Source organism: Geminocystis sp. (assembly GCF_041753295.1).
Lineage (GTDB): Bacteria > Cyanobacteriota > Cyanobacteriia > Cyanobacteriales > Cyanobacteriaceae > Geminocystis.
This window is the reverse complement of record NZ_JBGSUU010000125.1, coordinates 15200-34547: the sequence shown is the minus strand read 5'-3', so window position 1 is coordinate 34547 and position 19348 is coordinate 15200. Positions and strand designations below refer to the sequence as shown.

At 32.3% G+C, this 19348-nt stretch carries 17 protein-coding genes; 5 read left to right on the top strand and 12 right to left on the bottom strand.

The features are described 5' to 3' along the window. Positions 1 to 21 precede the first annotated feature (21 nt). The 11 genes from ACEW8E_RS15695 to dacB all read right to left on the bottom strand — a co-directional run bounded on the left by ACEW8E_RS15695 (position 22) and on the right by dacB (position 15204). On the bottom strand, positions 22 to 2535 hold the full coding sequence (locus ACEW8E_RS15695; protein ID WP_373481297.1) for a sigma 54-interacting transcriptional regulator: 2514 nt from the start codon (positions 2533 to 2535) through the stop codon (positions 22 to 24). A gap of 41 nt (positions 2536 to 2576) precedes the next feature. Continuing rightward, a complete protein-coding gene (locus ACEW8E_RS15690) occupies positions 2577 to 3326 on the bottom strand; it encodes a type II secretion system protein J (RefSeq protein ID WP_373481296.1) in 750 nt (249 codons plus the stop codon). Positions 3327 to 3650: 324 nt separating this feature from the next. After that, the gene (locus ACEW8E_RS15685) at positions 3651 to 5771 is read right to left on the bottom strand and encodes a GumC family protein (RefSeq protein WP_373481295.1); all 2121 of its coding nucleotides are present in this window, start codon (positions 5769 to 5771) and stop codon (positions 3651 to 3653) included. A gap of 92 nt (positions 5772 to 5863) precedes the next feature. Further along, positions 5864 to 7399, bottom strand: a complete 1536-nt coding sequence (locus ACEW8E_RS15680; RefSeq protein WP_373481294.1) for a polysaccharide biosynthesis/export family protein — start codon at positions 7397 to 7399, stop codon at positions 5864 to 5866. A 19-nt stretch (positions 7400 to 7418) separates the two neighbouring features. Further along, complete coding sequence (locus ACEW8E_RS15675; protein ID WP_373481293.1) at positions 7419 to 8681, bottom strand: glycosyltransferase family 4 protein; 1263 nt, start codon at positions 8679 to 8681, stop codon at positions 7419 to 7421. A 264-nt stretch (positions 8682 to 8945) separates the two neighbouring features. Beyond that, a complete protein-coding gene (locus ACEW8E_RS15670) occupies positions 8946 to 10538 on the bottom strand; it encodes a radical SAM protein (RefSeq protein WP_373481292.1) in 1593 nt (530 codons plus the stop codon). Between the two features lie 30 nt (positions 10539 to 10568). After that, positions 10569 to 11252 (bottom strand): DUF2834 domain-containing protein, encoded by a 684-nt coding sequence (locus ACEW8E_RS15665; protein WP_373481291.1) that lies wholly within the window; start codon positions 11250 to 11252, stop codon positions 10569 to 10571. 62 nt (positions 11253 to 11314) lie between these two features. Beyond that, positions 11315 to 12877, bottom strand: coding sequence for a site-2 protease family protein (locus ACEW8E_RS15660; protein WP_373481290.1), 1563 nt, complete (start codon positions 12875 to 12877; stop codon positions 11315 to 11317). 34 nt (positions 12878 to 12911) lie between these two features. After that, complete coding sequence (murQ, locus tag ACEW8E_RS15655) at positions 12912 to 13805, bottom strand: N-acetylmuramic acid 6-phosphate etherase (RefSeq protein WP_373481289.1); 894 nt, start codon at positions 13803 to 13805, stop codon at positions 12912 to 12914. 54 nt (positions 13806 to 13859) lie between these two features. Continuing rightward, positions 13860 to 14243: a DUF3110 domain-containing protein gene (locus ACEW8E_RS15650; RefSeq protein WP_373481288.1), complete on the bottom strand. Its 384-nt coding sequence runs from the start codon at positions 14241 to 14243 to the stop codon at positions 13860 to 13862. Positions 14244 to 14304: 61 nt separating this feature from the next. Continuing rightward, positions 14305 to 15204: a D-alanyl-D-alanine carboxypeptidase/D-alanyl-D-alanine-endopeptidase gene (gene dacB / locus ACEW8E_RS15645; protein WP_373481287.1), complete on the bottom strand. Its 900-nt coding sequence runs from the start codon at positions 15202 to 15204 to the stop codon at positions 14305 to 14307. Positions 15205 to 15276: 72 nt separating this feature from the next. Between dacB and ACEW8E_RS15640 the strand changes: the two genes are divergently transcribed. The 5 genes from ACEW8E_RS15640 (at position 15277) to ACEW8E_RS15620 (ending at position 18521) form a co-directional block, all read left to right on the top strand. Further along, on the top strand, positions 15277 to 15924 hold the full coding sequence (locus ACEW8E_RS15640) for a lysophospholipid acyltransferase family protein (RefSeq protein ID WP_373481286.1): 648 nt from the start codon (positions 15277 to 15279) through the stop codon (positions 15922 to 15924). Positions 15925 to 16038: 114 nt separating this feature from the next. Then, the gene (locus tag ACEW8E_RS15635) at positions 16039 to 16413 is read left to right on the top strand and encodes a group 1 truncated hemoglobin (RefSeq protein WP_373481285.1); all 375 of its coding nucleotides are present in this window, start codon (positions 16039 to 16041) and stop codon (positions 16411 to 16413) included. 300 nt (positions 16414 to 16713) lie between these two features. After that, the gene (locus tag ACEW8E_RS15630; RefSeq protein ID WP_373481284.1) at positions 16714 to 17376 is read left to right on the top strand and encodes a Mo-dependent nitrogenase C-terminal domain-containing protein; all 663 of its coding nucleotides are present in this window, start codon (positions 16714 to 16716) and stop codon (positions 17374 to 17376) included. 188 nt (positions 17377 to 17564) lie between these two features. After that, a complete protein-coding gene (locus ACEW8E_RS15625) occupies positions 17565 to 17972 on the top strand; it encodes an ArsR/SmtB family transcription factor (RefSeq protein WP_373481283.1) in 408 nt (135 codons plus the stop codon). A 261-nt stretch (positions 17973 to 18233) separates the two neighbouring features. Beyond that, the gene (locus ACEW8E_RS15620; protein WP_373481282.1) at positions 18234 to 18521 is read left to right on the top strand and encodes a hypothetical protein; all 288 of its coding nucleotides are present in this window, start codon (positions 18234 to 18236) and stop codon (positions 18519 to 18521) included. Position 18522: 1 nt separating this feature from the next. On the opposite strand, the gene larB is transcribed toward ACEW8E_RS15620, so the two are convergent. After that, a complete protein-coding gene (gene larB / locus ACEW8E_RS15615) occupies positions 18523 to 19293 on the bottom strand; it encodes a nickel pincer cofactor biosynthesis protein LarB (RefSeq protein ID WP_373481281.1) in 771 nt (256 codons plus the stop codon). Positions 19294 to 19348: the final 55 nt, after the last annotated feature.

Genomic DNA, 19348 nt, shown 5'->3' with positions numbered 1-19348 from the left:
TTTTTAATTACTGAAAAAAAATTAAATAATTACCCAAAAAAGAATACCAAAAATAATTGTTGAAAAATGTTGCGGAAATAATGTTTTAATGGATTGACGAGAAATTTTTTGACTGAGAATAACTGCGAGGATAACACCGAAAATAATGGTAATTTCTTGTAAAAATGTAATAACGGCAGGATGAGCCACAAAAATCGGTAAACTATCACCATTTAAACCGAAAGTTGCCCAAGCTACAGGTAAAATTCTCCCAGCTTCTCCTAAACCTAAATGTAGATAGTAGGCTAAATTTGCACACAACACTAAGGGTAAATAACCATAGGCTAATTCTATAAAACTACGACATTGAGTTTTTTTTACTTGACAAATTAAACGAATAATGCTATATCCCATCAAGGGCAAAATCATCGGTAAAATTAAAACGGCGATAGCCATTGCTGAATGTAGCCAAAATTGAGTTAAATCTAAGGATAAACGGAAAAAGAGATTAATTTCAGGCAATTTATGCAGAAAAACGGCATTTAATAGGAGAAATAATAATGCTACTTCATAATTACGAGGTTGATGAGTTGTCCATAATTCAATAGCAGGAGGGCGAAGATTAAAAGTGACTGAGCGATGGGGACAGGCTTTTAAGCAAGTCATACATAATACACAATCTCTATTATCCTGCAATTGCGCTGGATGGGAGTATAAAGGGCAACCAAGGGTTTCTAATCCTTCTCCTTTTTCCACTCCTCCTTTATAACATTGATAAGTAGTACATTCTGCCGAACAAGTGCCTTGTTGCGCTCGTAATTCTGTCATAGAAAGTTTAGCAAACATACCATTCATACCTCCGATGGGACATAAATAACGACACCAGAAACGTCTTTCAAAGATAGCTGAACAAATCATAGCTCCTGCGGTAATCAAGAGTAATAACCAAGCGGAAAGATAGGCGGTGTTTGGTAAATCCCAAAGCTCTTCCCATAATATAATCAAGGTGAATAATCCAAATAAAAACCATCCCCCCCATTTTTCAGCTTCTTGTCTGGGCCATGATTTTAATTGTCTAGGAAATAACCACAAAGAGATTTTTTGTGTAACTTCTCCATAAATCATAAAAGGACAAAAAGAACACCACAATCGACCGACAAAAGGAAAAGATACTAAAATTAAAGGCCACCACCATGTCCAAAAAAGGTTAAGAGCGAAGTTTTCCTGACGATTTTGTGGGGCTAAAAATAAAATTCCGACAATAAAAGCAAAAATGATTAAAGTAAAGGCATAATTGATGCGATCTGGATACCAAGGACTTCGGAGAAAACTACGCAATTTGGGATAGGCATTAAGTAAATTAAACCGAAATTGTTGCTTTTTATTGCGAGATTGCCAGATAATTTCTTCTGTTAATTCATTACAACCAGAAAGTTGTACCATCGCCCTTTCAATGAGGTTTTCTAATTCTCGTAAATTGTTAGGAAAATCGTAACCTTGAAGTCGGCGTAAGGCTTCGGGAGTTATTTTGGGCTTATTAACTCTGCGGTTACGGGAAATTAAACTGATATAGTAGTTTACTTGATCTTCTAAATCAGCTTTTCTGACTCGTAAAGGAGGCACTTTAATTAAATGAGTGACGGTATTATTAATTTTAGCAATGGCTTTTTCATTAATAAATATTAGACGAGCTTGACAGATTTTTACTGAGTTATTACTATTATCAGAGCGATTAACAGGGGTATAAGTTTTATGTTTTAAAAGTTGTAAAATGTCATCATTTAATTCTGGCGGTAAATCTTGAATATTATTAAAAATTAAAGTACCGTTTCCTAATGCTTCAATTAAACCTAATTTTCCTCCTTCTCGTCCAAATAATTCTGCACCACTAGCTTGTAATTTTGCGCAATTAACTTTTATAATAGGCTCTCGGCGATCAGGCGAACTATAATGAATTAAGGCGGCTAGGTTATCTTTTTCTAATCCTTGTTCACCAAAAATTACAACTGGTTTACGATCTTCTGTGGCATTTTTTATCTGTTGTCTGATTCTGACGGCATAGCGACTTTTGCCAACAATTCCTCGTTTGGCTTTGGTAATTAAATATGGTCGTAATATGGTTTGTCTTTCTTGCTCAAAGCTCAATTGAGAAGATAATTCAGCAACTTCTTGGGCTAATTTTTGGGTAAATATTTGACTAATTTGCGGATATTGTGCCACTAATTTTTGAATATTGACACTGGAAAGATACCATAATTTTACTTGAGTTAAACTTTTAATGGTATTTTTTGCTGGTTGTTGTAATAATAATTCTTTGAGATTAATTATTGAACCTGAAATTAAACAATAATTCTCGTTATTTTCTTGAGTTTGAAGTTGACCTTCTTCTACAATATATACTCTTTCAATGGGTTGATTTTCTGTAGTGATGATTTCATTTTCCCCAAAAGAAATTTTTTCTAATAAAGATGCGATCGCCCTGAGAATTTCATCTGGTAAAATACCGATAGCGGTAGATTCTTTTAACCAAGTCAACAACTGGGCAAGGTTTTTCATTAGTTCACTTTTTAACGGTTTTCCTTATTTTATCTTAAAATCTATTGGCTTCTTGTAAAAATAATAGTACTTAAACTAATGGGTTTATCGTCAATAATATGGGCATATAAAAAAATTCTTCCCAATCTATTTTGATTATGATTTTCCTGTAAACAAAATCTAAATCCTCCTTCACCATAAATTGTTAAATTTCCTGTCCATTTAATGCTATCTTGACTACAAAAATCCGGATTATTAATCAATGTTGTGATGAGATTAACTTCTTTTTTGCCTAATAACCCATCAGCAATAACAATCCAATTACCCACACTACCATTTGTACAAATAATTTTTCTTTTCAAAATACCCGGTTTAAGCCAAGTTTGATTCTTCTTCTCACTAATATCTTGAAATCCATAATAAATTGTGGGAGTAACGCCATCACATCCGACTCTTAAAGGAGTATTATCAGGATAAGTTAAAACTAAACAATCACCAGAATCAACATCTAACAAATTACAATTACCACCAGATGTAGCTTTTTCTGCGGTGATATATTTTGCTCTTTTGATGTCATCTTGAATATAAGCTAATGCTTTTACTAACCCAGCATTACGAATAGTTTTTGATTCTATACTGTTATTTACTGTTAATAAATTAATCATTCCACTAGCTGCCGCCGTTAAGACAATACTCCCAATTACTATGGCTATTAATAACTCTATAAGTGTTATGCCCCTAGAGAAAGATTTACTTTCTTCCATATTTGCCACGACTATTTTTATTTTCGTCATAACTCTATGTTTCAGCATAAAATATTATAATTAAACTTATTTCATTTACATTAATTTCAATTATATTGTAATAATAGTAAATATGATGTTAGGTTAACTACATTTTTTGAAAATTTATTTCTGAAAAAGAGATAAAAAAATCCGACTTAGAGAATAAATATCATGGTTATTGCTTACCTAATGCCTACATAATTATGCGTTTATGTTTATACCATGTTTGGTCTTTTACGACTAATATATTTATTTAAGTCGGATGATCAAAATGTCTATATATCCATTTATCAGTCTTGAAAACTAATTTTATGCAGTGTTAATCAATGAAACTTTTATATTTATATATTTTTAACCAAATAATTTACTTTTTTTCTTGTCTTTTTTATCGTAATAGTATGAATAATTATAGTAATAATAGTAACTATCACTGTCAGAGGTGAAGCAGTTTAATAATATACCCAAAACATTAACCTCAGCTTGTAATAAGGATTCAGCGGAATTAGCTAAAATCGAATTGGTAGCTTTTCCTTGTCTTATAACCATCAACATTCCATCGCTCATTCTTGACAAAATTTGAGCATCAGCCGCTACACTAACAGGAGGTGCGTCAATAATCACTAAATCATATTCATCTCTGATTTTTTCTAATAAATGTACCATTTGAGCAGAACCAATTAAGGCTACGGGATTAGACTTAGTATTTCCTGCGGGTAAAATATCTAAATTGGGCATTACCGTCACAACAGACTCAGATAATTGCGATTGTCCATCACTATGTAATAAATCGCTTAAACCTGATTGTTTATCAAGATTTTCCCATATTTTTCTTTGCCCTGGTTTGCGTAAATCTGCTTCGACTAAGAGTACTTTACTACCTAATCCTGCAGCAGCCACGGCGATATTTGCGGCAATAGTCGATTTTCCTTCCCCTGCTACCGAGCTAGAAATAGTAATGACTTTTAAGGGTTTATCATTATTTGTCATAAAGTTGATACTGGTACAAAGCGCCCGAAAATTCTCACTAATAGGAGAAGAAGGGTTATCTCTTGTCGGTAAATTACTTTTAATTTCATCTTTTTTGCGTCGATTAAAATCAGGTATTTTACCCATTACAGGTTGCTCAAAATATTCTCTGATTTGTTCAATACTATTAACTTTTTGATCTAGTTTTTCGACTAAATAAGCTACTATAGAACCTCCAAGAATACCCCCTAAAAAACCTTGAAATAAATAACTTAATCGACGGTTAATAGCGGCTTCTTTGGGTATGGTTGCTAATTCTGCCGAACGAATATTTCCTTGGGTATTATTGATGGCAATTTGAGCATCTTGATAATTTTTAATTAAGTTCTGCAATACGTCACTTCTAGCGGTTAATTCTCGTTGTAATTGTTGTTGTTGAAATTCTAAATTAGGAAGTACATCAACTCTTTGTCGATACACATTAATGAGATCTTTTAATGAACTTAATTGTGCTTCTAAACTTTGTATTTGTCTTTCTGTCGTAGCGTATTCTGCTAATAATGTACTTTGAGTTGTACCCGGTTGATAAATACCTTCTAAATTTTGTGGTAATTTTCCTTGAATATTAGTATTTTGTGCATATTTTGCTAATTGTTCTTGTAAAACTGCTTCTTGTTTTTGTAACGTAATTACTTGGGGATGGCGATCGCCAAAACGTACTTTTTCTTGTTCAATTTTAGTTTTAATTTCTTCAATTTGTTTAACTAAAGAAGCAACAATAGGAGATTCACTCACAAAACTAGAAGTAATAGCACTTTGAGCATCTACTGAAAAAATTTGTTTCAGAGAATCTCGGCGAGATTTTTGAGCCGCTAAATCAGCTTGAATAGTGGCGATTTGACTATCTAATTGACTAATAATAGTAATGGTAGAAGTGGCTTCTGCGGTAATATCTAAAATACGATTATCTTGTTTAAAATTTTTCAGTTTTTCTGCTGTTGATTCTAAAGATTTTTGACTTTCGGGAATTTGTTTTTCTAAAAATTTTGCTAATTCTTTAGTTTGAGAAACTTTTTGATCTTTGTCTAATTGCACATAATTATTAATCCAAGCGTTAACAATTTCAGAGGCTTTTTTTGGATCTTTATCGGTAAAAGATAACTGAATTACGTCACTTTTTTCTGGATTAATTGCTACTAAATTTTGAAGAAGTTTTTTATTATCCATTTCTAGGGGAAATTCTAAATCTTTTTTGACTTTTTCGGCTAAAGATTCTGATTTTATTAACACTAAGTCATTAGTTAATTTATTTTGTCCCCCTAAAGAAAATGGATCGGTAATAGTAGCGGTTTGTTGATCAAAAATAATTGTCCCTGTAGCACGGTAAAGAGGTACTGTTTCTTTAGATCTTTGATAACCTAAAACGTAAAATACCACTATAAATATACCCAGAGCAAAAGGCCATCTTCTTTTAACAATTTTGATATATATTAATAGTTCTTCCATCTTAAAAATTCAAGTTTATTTTATTAATAATAGTTAAGATTAAATTTATTTTAAAACTTTTTAAAAAATTCGATAAATATCTATTTATAAACTTAATTATTATTGAGTCTATCGAAGATTAATACAGCATTTCCAATTAAATTAATAATCTGAGTAAAGGGATTAAGTACAGCAAAAGTAGCATCACCAGCTACCGCTAATCCAGAACGTTCTATAAATATTACATCATTATTTAGTAAAGGAGGATTATTTTCCTGATTTAATGGTGAATTAAAGTCAACTTTGATAGTACGTTTTGTTACTGTACCATTGGGATTGAGTCGGATTAATTGAGCGGTGGCTTCTTGGGCTCGACGATTATCAAATCCTCCTGCTTGTAATAAGGCTTGTTGTAAACTAACATTAGGCGGTAGTTCTTTTAAACCCGGACTTTTTACTTCTCCTACTACACTAACATTAATACGATTAGGAGAAAAACTGGCTACGGCTATTTGACGTGCTTCGTTATCTTCTATAGATTCTGCTGTAGGTACGAAAATGCGATCGCCGTTTTGTAGTAAAGAATCATCAGTAAATTTTCCTGTTTGTAAAAATTCCCATAAATTGACTTTGATGACTTGTTCTTGTCCTGATGGTAAAGTACGTCTAACTTCAATATTTCTAATATCAGCTTTTGCCGTTAAACCTCCTGCGGTTTTAATTGCCCTTGTGGCGGTGGGAATTCCTGCTAAAACTTGTTGATCTCGAATAACTGTATTACTCTGAAAATTTAATTGATCATTTAAGTTATTAGATCTCACGTCATCTCCTGTTAAAGTATAAGGACCAGGACGATTAACTTCACCTACTAAGCTAACGGTAATGGGAATACTTAAATTAGCGGAAAAATTGGCAGTAGCGACTCTTAATACTTCTGTAGGATTTAATTCTGCAGCACTAGGAATAATTATGCGATCGCCATCCCGTAAAAGAATATTTTGTTTTAAATCCCCTTGTTCAAGAAAATCCCAGAAATTAATAGCAATAGTATATTCTTGACCTTTATAATTACGAATAACTTTTACTTGACGAGTATCGGCGGAGGCATTAATTCCGTTAGCTAATTTTAAAGCACTAATGAGACTGGGAAATTTTCTACCCTTATCTGTAGGAGCACCCTCAAAAGGAACAAAATAAGAGCCGGGAGTTCTAATTTCTCCCACAATAGCCACCATAATGGGACGAGGAGCGGTTAAATTAATACTAACAATGGGATCTCGTAATAATCCTTGATCTAAATACTCTCGACTTATGATAGACTCAACTTCAGCTAAAGTTAATCCCACCACAGAAATACGATTAATCAAAGGTAAATTAATAGTACCATCCACTAAAACAGGGTATTCTCGACTATATTCAGGAACATTAAAAATATCAAGAGAAATAATATCCCCAGCATCAAGAGTATAAGGAAATTCTTGACGGGTATTAATAGTAGATGGTGGTGACGTAATATTTACAGGGGTATTTTTAGGAGGAGATAAAGGAATTAAAGGCTTTCTTGCATTAGATTCTTGAGCAAATACTGGGGGAAAAAAACTTACAAAAAAAAGAGTCCATAGTGTTTTATAAAAAGCTGATTTAAACATAATAAATTGTTAATAATAATTATCTAGTAATCAATTCTAAAGATGATTCTCTACGAATATTATCAATAACGTCAAGATATTTATTAATAGCGATGTCTTTAGTAAAGTGATTACAAAAATATTGTCTAGCATTGTATCCCATTTTTTCGCAAAGTGAACTATCTTCCTTTAATTTTAAAAAGAAATTAGCCAATCCTTGAGCATCTTTATTTCTAAAACTTTCACCACATTGAGCATCCACAACTAATTGTTTCAAAAAAGATCTTTCAGGGCAAATTACCCCCACGGCGTTTCCTGCTGCTAAAGTAGAATAAAGTTTGCTCGGAGCTACAATTCCTTCCATTCCTTGAGCCATTGAAATTAAGGAAACATCACAAGCCGTTAGAGAATAAGGTAAATCTTCTTTTTTTTGATAGGGAAGAAATAAAATATTATCTAATTCTAAACCATTAATTTTCTCTTTAATTGCTTCTTGTTGAGGGCCACTACCGATAAAGACAAATTGAATAGAATCATGATAATCTTTGAGAATATAAGCCGCTTCAATAATAGTTTCCATATCATGGCAACGTCCCATATTACCAGAATAAAGAATCGTAAATTTTTTATCTAAACTATATTGTTGAGCAAACCAATTATCTTCTTTTTTAATGGGTTTAATGGTATTTCCATCAGCCCAATTATGAATAATAGAAATCTTATCACTTACTTGTGGACAGGCTTCTAATATAAGCTCTTTCATGGTGCTTGATAAGACAATAATTTCTTGAGCATTAGTCCATGTTTGATGATTTAATTTATTCCATAACTTAACAATTACATTCGTTTCAGGTAAAACTTTTAATGCGGTTATAACATTAGGATATAAATCATAAATTAAACAAACATATTTTTTCTTCCAAATTACATAAACAAAATAACCTAACCAAGTCATAAAAGCTGGTGCAGTAGTTATTATGAGTAAATCATCACCTTTTTGATAACGAGCAGTATGAATAAAAGCGCGTAAAAAAAATAAAAAACTGTTAACCGCTTTACCTCTAATACGTTGAGGCCACATTTGAGCCGTTCTTGTTCGTCTGACATGAACTTTGCCCATTTTTTCATCTCTTGGTGCTTGATTCGTATCAAAAGCATAGCCCGGTTGTCCGCTAAAAACTCTAACTTTAATATTTTCTTTACTAATGGCGGTGGCTAATTCTTCGATTAATTGTCCTGTGGCGGCATAATCTGGAGGAAAAAATTGATTAACAATTAAAATTTTATATTCTTTTTTTGACATGGAGTAATTTATTGTATGTTATTTTTCAGAAAATAAATAATTATTCTAACTTATGATAGTTCACCTAGTATATATTCAAATTTCCACAACTATGTATAAATTTTGAACAAAAGAAGATTGGTATCCATAGACGAAAGTATATTCATTAATGTTTCCGAAAGTTAGGTTAAACATAAAATTAATTACAAAAATAGAAGAAGATAAAATATTATTTCAGTTATGAGAAATATAATTATCTATCTAAATCGTTAGATTTCTAGTAAACTACTTTTGCTGTAAATGTTTAATCAAAGTTTCCTCCGTTAACGCCGTTTTTAGGTGTTGCCAAGGCAAAACTTCCCCTATTTGCCAATTATCATGGACATAGTAATCTAAACTAGGTATTTCTCCTTTTAACTCCTTAAATGCTCGTTTATAACTGCCTAAAGTATCGCCATAATTACGAGTTAATACTAATAATTTACTTAGTCTGCGATCGCCACGAGAAATAAGAGCCTGAATTACAGACCAACTATAGCTTTCAGGGCGAAAATCAACTCCAATTTTGCGTAAATTTTTCTCTAAATATTGCAATCTTTTTTTACTATTAGAATCAACACCAAACCATTGAAAAGGGGTATGAGATTTAGGTACAAAAGTACTGCATCCGAAAGTAACTTTCAATTTTGGTGCAACTTTTTTCACCTGCGCCATCATGTCAATAGTCGCATCAATATCCGATAAGTCTTCCTCGGGTAAGCCTACCATACCATAAAATTTGATGGCTTTTAATCCTCCAGCTTGGGCATTGATAGCCGCCTCGATTATTTCGTGATTTTCGAGCTTTTTATTGATTAATTGTCTAATTTTAGCAGATCCACTTTCAATAGCGATAGTTATTGACTTGGTATCTCGTTTTTTGAGAAAATTCGCTAATTTTTCTGTAATAGTATTTGTTCTTACAGAAGAAATACTTACTCGAATATCATCAAATTGTGATTGGGATAAATAGTCAATTAAAGTATCAAATTCAGGATGTTGAGTGACGGATGCGCCAAGTAAGCCTAGACGATTGGTGACTTTTAACCCTTTTTCGATAGCTGGAATTAAAGAAGCCTCTAAACTAGCGGTACGAAATGGTAAAGTAAGGTAACTAGCCAAGCAAAAACGACACATTTCAGGGCAACTTCTCACGACTTCCACCATATAAATATTTTCCCATGCGGCTTTTTCCGTTACTACCGTTGAAGCTGATAAAACATTTCCCCGATAAGTTTGTTTTTCGACAGTATTAGGAGTATCTTTATTTATGGGTTTAATACTTTCAATTTTACCATCTCTTTGTTGATAGTTAATTTCGTATAAACTAGGGATATAAATTCCTTCTGTTTTAGCTAAATGTGTTAATTTATTTATTCTATTTTCTTGTCTAACTTGTTGATAACTGTTGATAAAGTTACCTAGTAAATTTTCACCATCACCTAATAAAATTATATCAAAAAAGTCAGCAAAAGGTTCTGGATTAGCAGTAAAAACAGGACCTCCACCAAAAATTAAAGGATGATTTTCATTTCTATCTTTAGCATAAATAGGAATGTTTAAAAACTCTAATAAATTAAGGATATTAACATAGTCTAATTCCCAAGAAAAAGAAAACCCAACTAATTCGGGGTTACGAGGTAAGTTTTCATGAATGTCTGTAAATAAGCGACTAACTTCTACGTCATTTCTAGTAGAAAAATTCGCCCAAACTAATTGATAACCTAAGCTAGTAATTCCGACACTATATTCATTAGGAAAAGCAAAAATTAAAGGAATAGGATTGATATTTTTTTGTGAGGGATAAAACAGTAACTTTTCTTGGGTAAAAACAGTCATATAAATTCGACGATATTAAATAATAAAAAACTAATTAATAGAACTAACATTATCAACTGATGAGGTAAAATTATTTTGAATAGTAGGTAAAGAAGGGCGAAAACAGAGATAAAATAAAGTACCGATTAAAGGTATAAAAGTTATTAACCAAAATATATTTTTATTGTCAATTTCTCTTCTAATTAAATCATCACCGACAATAGCAGGAAAGAGTAAGCATAAAAAGCAAAAATCTAAACTCATAATATGAATAAATTTGCACTTTTGCCATTGAGAAATAAAATCTTGCCAATCTCCTTTAGTTATAGCAATATAAATTAAACTCAAACAACTAAGGCTAATAATAAAAGCAAAAAGACGAGAATCTAAAATTTTAATAAGCCAGTTTTTTTCTCCTGAAAATGTGATATTAGATTGACGAAAAGCAAAATATGGTAATAAAGCAAATGCGCCTAAAAAGAAACTACCTATAACAAAAGGAAAGGCTTTAATTTTCTGATTTCTACCATCAATAATTAACAAAAAAGCATAAATAAAGGGCAAAATTCCCATAATATTAAATAGACTAACAATCAGAGGATTTATCCCTTCCCATTTACCGCTAGAAAGATTAATTATTAAGTCTAATGTTTCAGGATTATCTGGAGGTGAAAAGAAAATTGCATATAAAATAAATCCTAACCAAAGACACAAAAAACTGATAGTTTTAATCATATTATTATCAAAATTAATTTATTTTTAATTCCCCCTTTCCTTTCCTTTCTAATTCCTCATTATTAAAACCCAATACCTAAACGACTGGCTAAAGTGGGGGTAATAGGAATTAAAGTTGTTAATGATAAGAAAATTAATATTAATCCCCAAGCGGCTCGTGTATCATTAGGTTCAGTTAATTCGTTTAAGCTAGGACGCTCTAAATCTCTTTGTAAGAATAAAATTACAATAGCCCAATAAAAAGGTAAAGAATTTATCGGATTGAGAATGCTAACAATACCAAGAAGAACTAAAGTACCAATAGTTGCTCGGCGACAGGTTTTTCTACCGTAGATTGCTTGAATGATTCTACCACCATCTAGTTGTCCAGCAGGTACCAGATTTAAAGCAGTGATGACTAAGCCTAACCAACCTAAAATTGTTAAGGGATTTACTCCAACGGTTTCTCCTTGTAAAGCAGAATTGAAAAATAATTTCGCTAAAATACCAACTAAAATTGAACCTTGAAAGAAGTTAGTAGGTATTTCAAATGTACTGACGTTATTTGATAAGGAAAAACCAAGTAAAAGGATAAATAAAGATACCACAAAACTAGCAGCAGGCCCCGCAAATGAAATATCAAATAATACTGAACGATTAGGTATTAAAGATTCAAACCGAGTAATAGCGCCAAAACTGCCAATTTGAAGACTAGGCAAGAAAAAGGGTAAACTTATTTTAACGTTATTTTTACTACCGATGACTTGATGTGCGATTTCATGTGCTAATAAAATTATCCATAAACCGATACATAAAGGCAAAACTTCAGAATAGCGACTCCAATTATCTATCAAATCAAAGCCTAGAAGTAAAGAAGTAGCTTCCATACTGGTAAAAACTGTAGCTAAAAGTAATACTAAAGCAAGATTTTTTTGTGCCAAGGTTAAGGGTTTAGGATCGTTAGTACTAGGTAAAATGATAACCACAGGTTTTCCTTCGGGAGTTTCTACTAAAAATAAACGGTATTTATCTTCTAATTTTTTTGTTAATTTCTCTGTTAAATGTTGATGAGTTATGTCTGCTTCTCCTCGTAAATTACCTTTTAGGATAACGCCTTCTTGATAAGGGATTGTTTCAGTTATAAAAAAAGTGTCGATACCAAAAATACTTTTAATCACTTTTAAATCTTCATCATCAATAGGAGAAAAATCAGGCTTAATTTGCTCTATTTTAACTGGAAATTGATTCCCTTTCAAACTACCGATATTATTATTAGGTGATAAATTTTCTTTATTTTCAGCTATTTCTTGATTTTTATTAAAATTTTCTATTAACTCTTTCTTTATTTTGCTTAAATCATTATTATTAATAGTACTTTCTGCTTTTTTTCTAATCAAGTTACCTAAATAGATATAAAACCCTGATGATAAAACTAAAAGTAAAATAACCGTGATAAAATTAATATATATACCAGTAGCTAATAATGAAAAAAAGACGATCCAAGGAGTCATTAAAGTTAAAGATTGTAACCAAGCTAATATTCCTATTTCTCCAAAAGGTTTAGCTCGATTATAGCCCCAAATTATGAGACTCAAAGCCAATAATATAATGGCAATTAATGTAAAATTATTTGATAAATTAACCATAAGTTATTAATTGATAATTGATAATTGATTATTTCTAGTTATTTAATGATTGACGCAAATTGCCTTCATTTTCTCTCAATAAAATTTCTGCTTCCGATGAGGTTTTATTCCTCCAGTGCATCAATAATGCTAATTTTACCTTATATCCACTAGCACTTAAAAGTTTCATAGCGTTTTCTCTATCTAAATCTGTTAAATCACTAATAATACGCAATGCTCGATCTTCTAATTTACTATTAGTTACAGACACATCTATCATGCGGTTTCCGTAAACTTTCCCTAGTTTTACCATCACCCCAGTGGAAATGATATTAAGAGCCATTTTCGTTACTGTACCAGCTTTTAGTCTGGTTGAACCTGCCAAAATTTCCGCCCCCGTCAACAATCTAATGTCTATATCTGCTTCTATGGGTACTTGTTTTGAAGGTACACAACTCATGGCGATCGCCACTGCACCCCGTTTCTTTGCTTCTTGCAATGCACCATGAACATAAGGAGTAGTACCACCTGCGGTAATTCCGATAACCACATCCAAAGAATTGATATGATTATCTATCATAGCCTGAGCGCCATCTTCGGGACGATCTTCTAAGGCTTCGGAACTTTTCACCAAAGCCGACACACCCCCAGCTAAAATGCCCTGTACCATATCAGGAGGAGTGCAGAAGGTGGGGGGACATTCAGCGGCATCAAGTACTCCTAAACGTCCGCTAGTACCCGCTCCAAGGTAAAATAAACGTCCTCCCTTAGACAAAGATTTTGCGGTTATTTCGATAGTTTTTGCTAATTCTTCCCTAGCATTGGCGATGGCTTTAATGGTATTTTGATCTTCTTGATTGAATAAATCAACAATTTCTAAGGGCGAAAGTTGATCTAAATTAGCACTAGCTATGTTAATCTGTTCCGTTAATAAATGACCACGATTCATGATAATTAAGAATAGATAATTGATAATGAATAATTGTTAATTGTTAATGGATAACTACAATAAACCTTCTAGTTGACGGCGGATGCGCTCTAATTCAAAAGCTGACATTTCCGCTTCAGTTTTTTCAGGTAAAGGAGAATAAACACTATCCTCATTCCAGTCAGTTTGAGTAACATTATTTTCAGGAGGAATTTCTAACATCCCATCACTGATAAATTTCCATTGATAACCAGACGCAAGGCAAAAATCTTCTATCTCTTCCCTCTCAAGAGATTCCACCGAAGGAGTCAAAAAATCTTGGGCTTCTAGTAATATACCGTAACGAATTGCATCATCTTCTGATTCAAACATTAAGATAAAATCTTGATCTCCTATGTTCAGAGTATGAATTCCTTCATTAGCCGTACCAGAATTATATAAAAGAACGTATATTCGCATTTATCGTCATTATTAATAGTTATAGTTGATAGATAAGAAATAAAATAGTTGTATTACTTCATTAATTATTTATGGGTGATTGACAACCGTAGGTATTATTAAGATTAATCACAATTTCATCAATACCTTTAACTAATGCCGCACCAGATTGATTAGGACTATTGGCCAAAATACTAAAGACTAAAGTACCATATTCCCGATGATCTAAGTAACCAGATAATGCCCTAACACCCGTTAAAGTGCCAGTTTTAGCGTGAACAATACCTTGTACTGGAGTTTGTTTCATCCGATTACGCAAAGTTCCACTCATTCCAGCAGTAGGTAAGGAAGTAAAAAATATATCTCTTTGAGGATTAGAATACATAACCTTAAGAGTATCAACTAAAACCCTTGGAGTAGCTAGATTTCGGCGAGATAAACCCGAACCATCAGCGAAATGAAAACCTTGAGGATTAATGCCTAAGTTTGTTAAAGTTTGTTTTGCTACAACACCACCACCAATTTTTTTCAAAAGAGTATCAGCATAATAATTATCGCTTCTTAAATTAGTCACAGTTACCCATTCTTGTAGAGATTTATTAGCACTAATAGTTGTTTGAGGAGAAAGTCTTTGTAATGCGGCAGCTGTTGTCAAAATTTTCATATTAGAGGCTGGGATAAATCCTCGATCTGCATTATATTGATAAATAGTTTCCCCATCAGATAATTTCTCGACTAAAATTCCCCAACTGCCACCATAACGCTTCATAATTCCTTCGATATTAGGGGAAATAGAAGGATTACAAACCGATGGAGGAATATTATTATTCTCAGGAGGTAAAACTTCAATGGGAATAGAGAAAACCTCCGATGGATTATTGTAACTATTAACTTCTGGTAAAACAGTTTGTGCGCTAACCGTACCTCCATAGGTAAAAGCAAGAATCGATAAACAGTGAATAAATTGTTTCCTTTTAAGCATAAGATTAAATTTTGAATGAACTTTAAATAATTTTCAGTATTGTAACAATATATTTATTTTTATTAAAAACGGATGAATCAAAATCAACCATTACCGAAATTAGTAAAAACTAAGACAACAGTTTATCATCTCGTTAGATCTTTTATCGTTAACCCTGTTTTTCATCTTTATTTTAGAGGTACGGTTACAGGTAGAGAAAAAGTACCCCTTAAAGATAAACTAATTATAGTTAGTAATCATGCTAGTGTTTTTGATCCTCCCCTCGTTTCTGCTGCCATCCGTCGCCCTGTTTCTTATATGGCAAAAGAAGAATTATTTAATATTCAAGGTTTAAAACAATTAATTACCGCTTTAGGTGCTTATCCTGTAAATCGTCAAGGTATTGATCGTAATGCCATTCGTCAAGCAATGTCAAGAATTGAAGAAGGATGGGCTACGGGTATATTTATTGAAGGAACGCGCACTTCTGATGGTAGAATTTATGATCCAAAATTAGGTGCAGCTTTGATTGCCGCAAAAGCTCAAGCTCCATTACTTCCTGTGTGTCTTTGTGGTACAGAAAAAATTACTATTTCAGGGAAAAAAATTCCTCAGTTTGTGAAAATTCAGATCAAAATTGGAGATTTAATTCCTCCCCCTTCATCGGTAAAAAAAGAAGAATTAGAATTAGTCACTCGTCAATGCACTGAAAGTCTTAACTCTCTTCATGACGATAACTAAAATTATTACATATATTTAATGTAAAAACTGCATAACAGTTCTCAAAATCACTGATTTTTTTTCATAGACTAATTATTATGTAGTTATATACACAAAATAGAATGAAAGATAATCATGACTACTATTTACGAAAAATTAGGCGGGAAAGAAGCTGTTAATGTCGCTGTAGAAATATTCTATGACAAAGTTTTGAATGATGATCGAATTAAAGATTTTTTTGTTAACACTGATATGGTAAAACAAAAAGCTCATCAAAAAGCCTTTATGACTTATGCTTTTGGTGGTAGTGATAGCTTTGACGGTAATGATATGAGAAAAGCACATCAAGAATTGGTTGCTAATCATGGTTTAACGGATCTTCATTTTGATGCGATCGCCGAAAACCTTGTGGTTACTTTACAAGAATTAAAAGTTGCACCAGAAATCATTGAAGAAGTAGTGCAAGTTGTGGGATCTATGCAACATCGTAATGATGTACTTAACCGTTAATTACCTCAGTTCGATGTAAGAATATCCGACTGAAACAGGTTTTAGGTATCAGGTATCAGGTAGCAGGTAGCAGGTTTAATTTTCACTTATATTATGTTATTTAATCCAAGAATTGAAAACAAAAAATCAATGAAGATATATTTTTTATCAATTCTTTAACCTAATACCTAACACCCTTTTCACTACATCACCGAAAATTTTAGATCGAACTTAGATGTTAATTAGGAAAAACAGGATGATTCAAGCTATAAATCCTAAGTTACAATGATTTTATAGACTTGAATTTTTGATCATCAATTTATGAAAACTAACTGTAATACTGATAAATATACTAATGAACAAATTTCGGCATGGTTAAGAGGTTTACTCACCGTAGCCTATGCTGATGGTCATTTTGACCCTGAAGAACAAGAATTAATTGCTAGTTTAACTCAAGATGAACTAATACCTTGTACAGATTTAGGTAATTTAGACATCATTTCTCCTCAAGAGTTAGCTATGGCTTTAGGGGATGATCTTCATATTAAAGAAAATTTCCTACGCACTGCGGTAATGATGGCCATTGCCAATGGCGTTTATAGTAAATCAGAATCAGATACAGTCCAAGAATTTCAGTCAGCTTTAGGATTAGATTTAGAAGCGTTAAAATCCTTAGAGTCAACTCTTTGGCATCCCGAAACCGAAAAAACAGGAGAAGCACATCATCCCGACTTATTACAACCAGTCAAAAAATGGTTAGATAAAATGGACATAAATGATCCTAGGGTTGCCCGTTTTTTATGTAAAATGATTCCTCCACAATGTCCTTTTGAACGGGATATTACATTATTTGGCAAAAAAATTGTTCATATTCCTCCCATGTGTAAACTAAACCCTTTATATGATCAAATGGTAGGTTTAAGATTTCGCTCTCTTTCTTATCTTGCCGATGACTGTAAAGAAGATATTACACCCTATATATAATTATTATACAAAACCTTATCTGCTACCTTATACTTAAGCATCATAGTTGATTATTTAATTAACATCTTATTGTAAAAAGTTAGTAGTGTCTATTTTTTCTCTCCCATTAACAACAACTAAAGACATTAACATTGTTATATGAGAAGTTTATTGTAAAATTCCTATATAAGTTAGTAAAGATATTCATCATGAAAAATTCATCTTTAACCATCGAAGAAAAAGTAAATAATTCTCAAGAATGTTTAATGGCCAGTATGTCTCCTTCCGCATTATCTATGGTAGCTGATTTTTTTAAAGTTTTATCAGAAGTTAGTCGTTTAAATATTGTTTGTTGCTTACGAGGAGGAGCTAAAAACGTTACCGAAATAATTGAAGTTACAGGATTAGGACAAGCTAATGTCTCCAAACACCTAAAAATGTTGGCTCAAGTAGGGGTAGTAACTCGTACTCAAAGAGGAATTAATGTCTATTATGAAATTACTAATCCTTTTGTCTTTCAATTATGTGATGTAGTTTGTAATTCTATCTCTATGCAGATTCAACAACAACATCAACAATTATCACAATTAAACTTAATCAAAAAAAATCACCTTTAAAAATAAATCAAATTTTGATGACAATTAACAATAACTTATCCATAATTACTAACCTTATTATTAGAAAGATTAAACATTACTAAATAAATAGTTAAATATTTAGGAAGACGAGAAAGTTAGAAAATATCAATTATCAAAAATGACAAAATATAGAGAATATGTAGAGATAAAATTATTATTTATTTAATATAATCTATTATTATGAGTGATAAGATATGGACAAAAAAATTAAACAGTAACAAATTTTACTAATCAAAAATAATGAATGAATCTTATACAAATAATATTGAAGAACAATCTTTAAATAGAGATGAAAGAGTAAAACAATTAAAAAATATGATTGAGACTCTACACATTGCGGAAAATATTTCTAAAAATGGTTATTTAATTACAAGCTCTGAATTGGCAGATTTAATGGACATTAATGCTAGTGCCGTAACAAGTAGGGGTGAAGAATGGTCATGGCGTAACTGGATTATTTCGAGAGTAAGGCGAGAAGGTAATCAAATTCTCTGGCAATTAGAAAGAGTAGAAAAATTAAACAGCTAACTTAATTATCAATAAAACGATTTGCTAACCTTAAAATTTGCCCCGCTAACATAGCCGCACCAAAACCGTTATCAATATTAACAACGCCGATACCCGTTGCACAGGAATTAAGCATAGTTAATAACGCTGATAAACCACCAAAACTAGCACCATAACCGATACTCGTAGGTACAGCAATTACGGGACAACTCCCTAAACCTGCAACTACACTCGGTAACGCACCTTCCATACCAGCTACGACAATTAACACATCTGCTTCAGCTATTATATGACGATGACTCAATAAGCGGTGAATTCCTGCTACTCCTACATCCCATAATCTTTGTACTTCAAAACCACATAATTCTGCGGTAATTGCTGATTCTTCCGCTACTGGTAAGTCAGCAGTACCTGCTGTCAAAATGGATATTTTACCCTTATATTTAAAGGTATTTTGACCGATAGCGGCGATTTTTGCCATAGGATAATATCTTAAATCAGGTACTTGTTCTTGTAATATTTCCACTACTTCCGCCTCTAATCTGGTAGCCATGACAACTGGGGCTTTTTCCCTCATAACGGTAAAAATTTGGATCATTTGTTCGGGGGTTTTTCCTTGACTCCAAATAACTTCAGGAAAACCCGTGCGCAGTTGTCGATGATGATCAATTTTGGCAAAATCTCCTATAGGCTCAAAATCAAGGTATTTTAGCTTTTCTATACCTTCTTCGGGGGATATTTTACCTTCGGCTATGGCAGATAATAATTTTTCTAAGGATTGGCGATCGCGCATTGATTAATTAAGTAATAAATAATATTTAATAAGTCTTTTAATTTCTAATTATTCT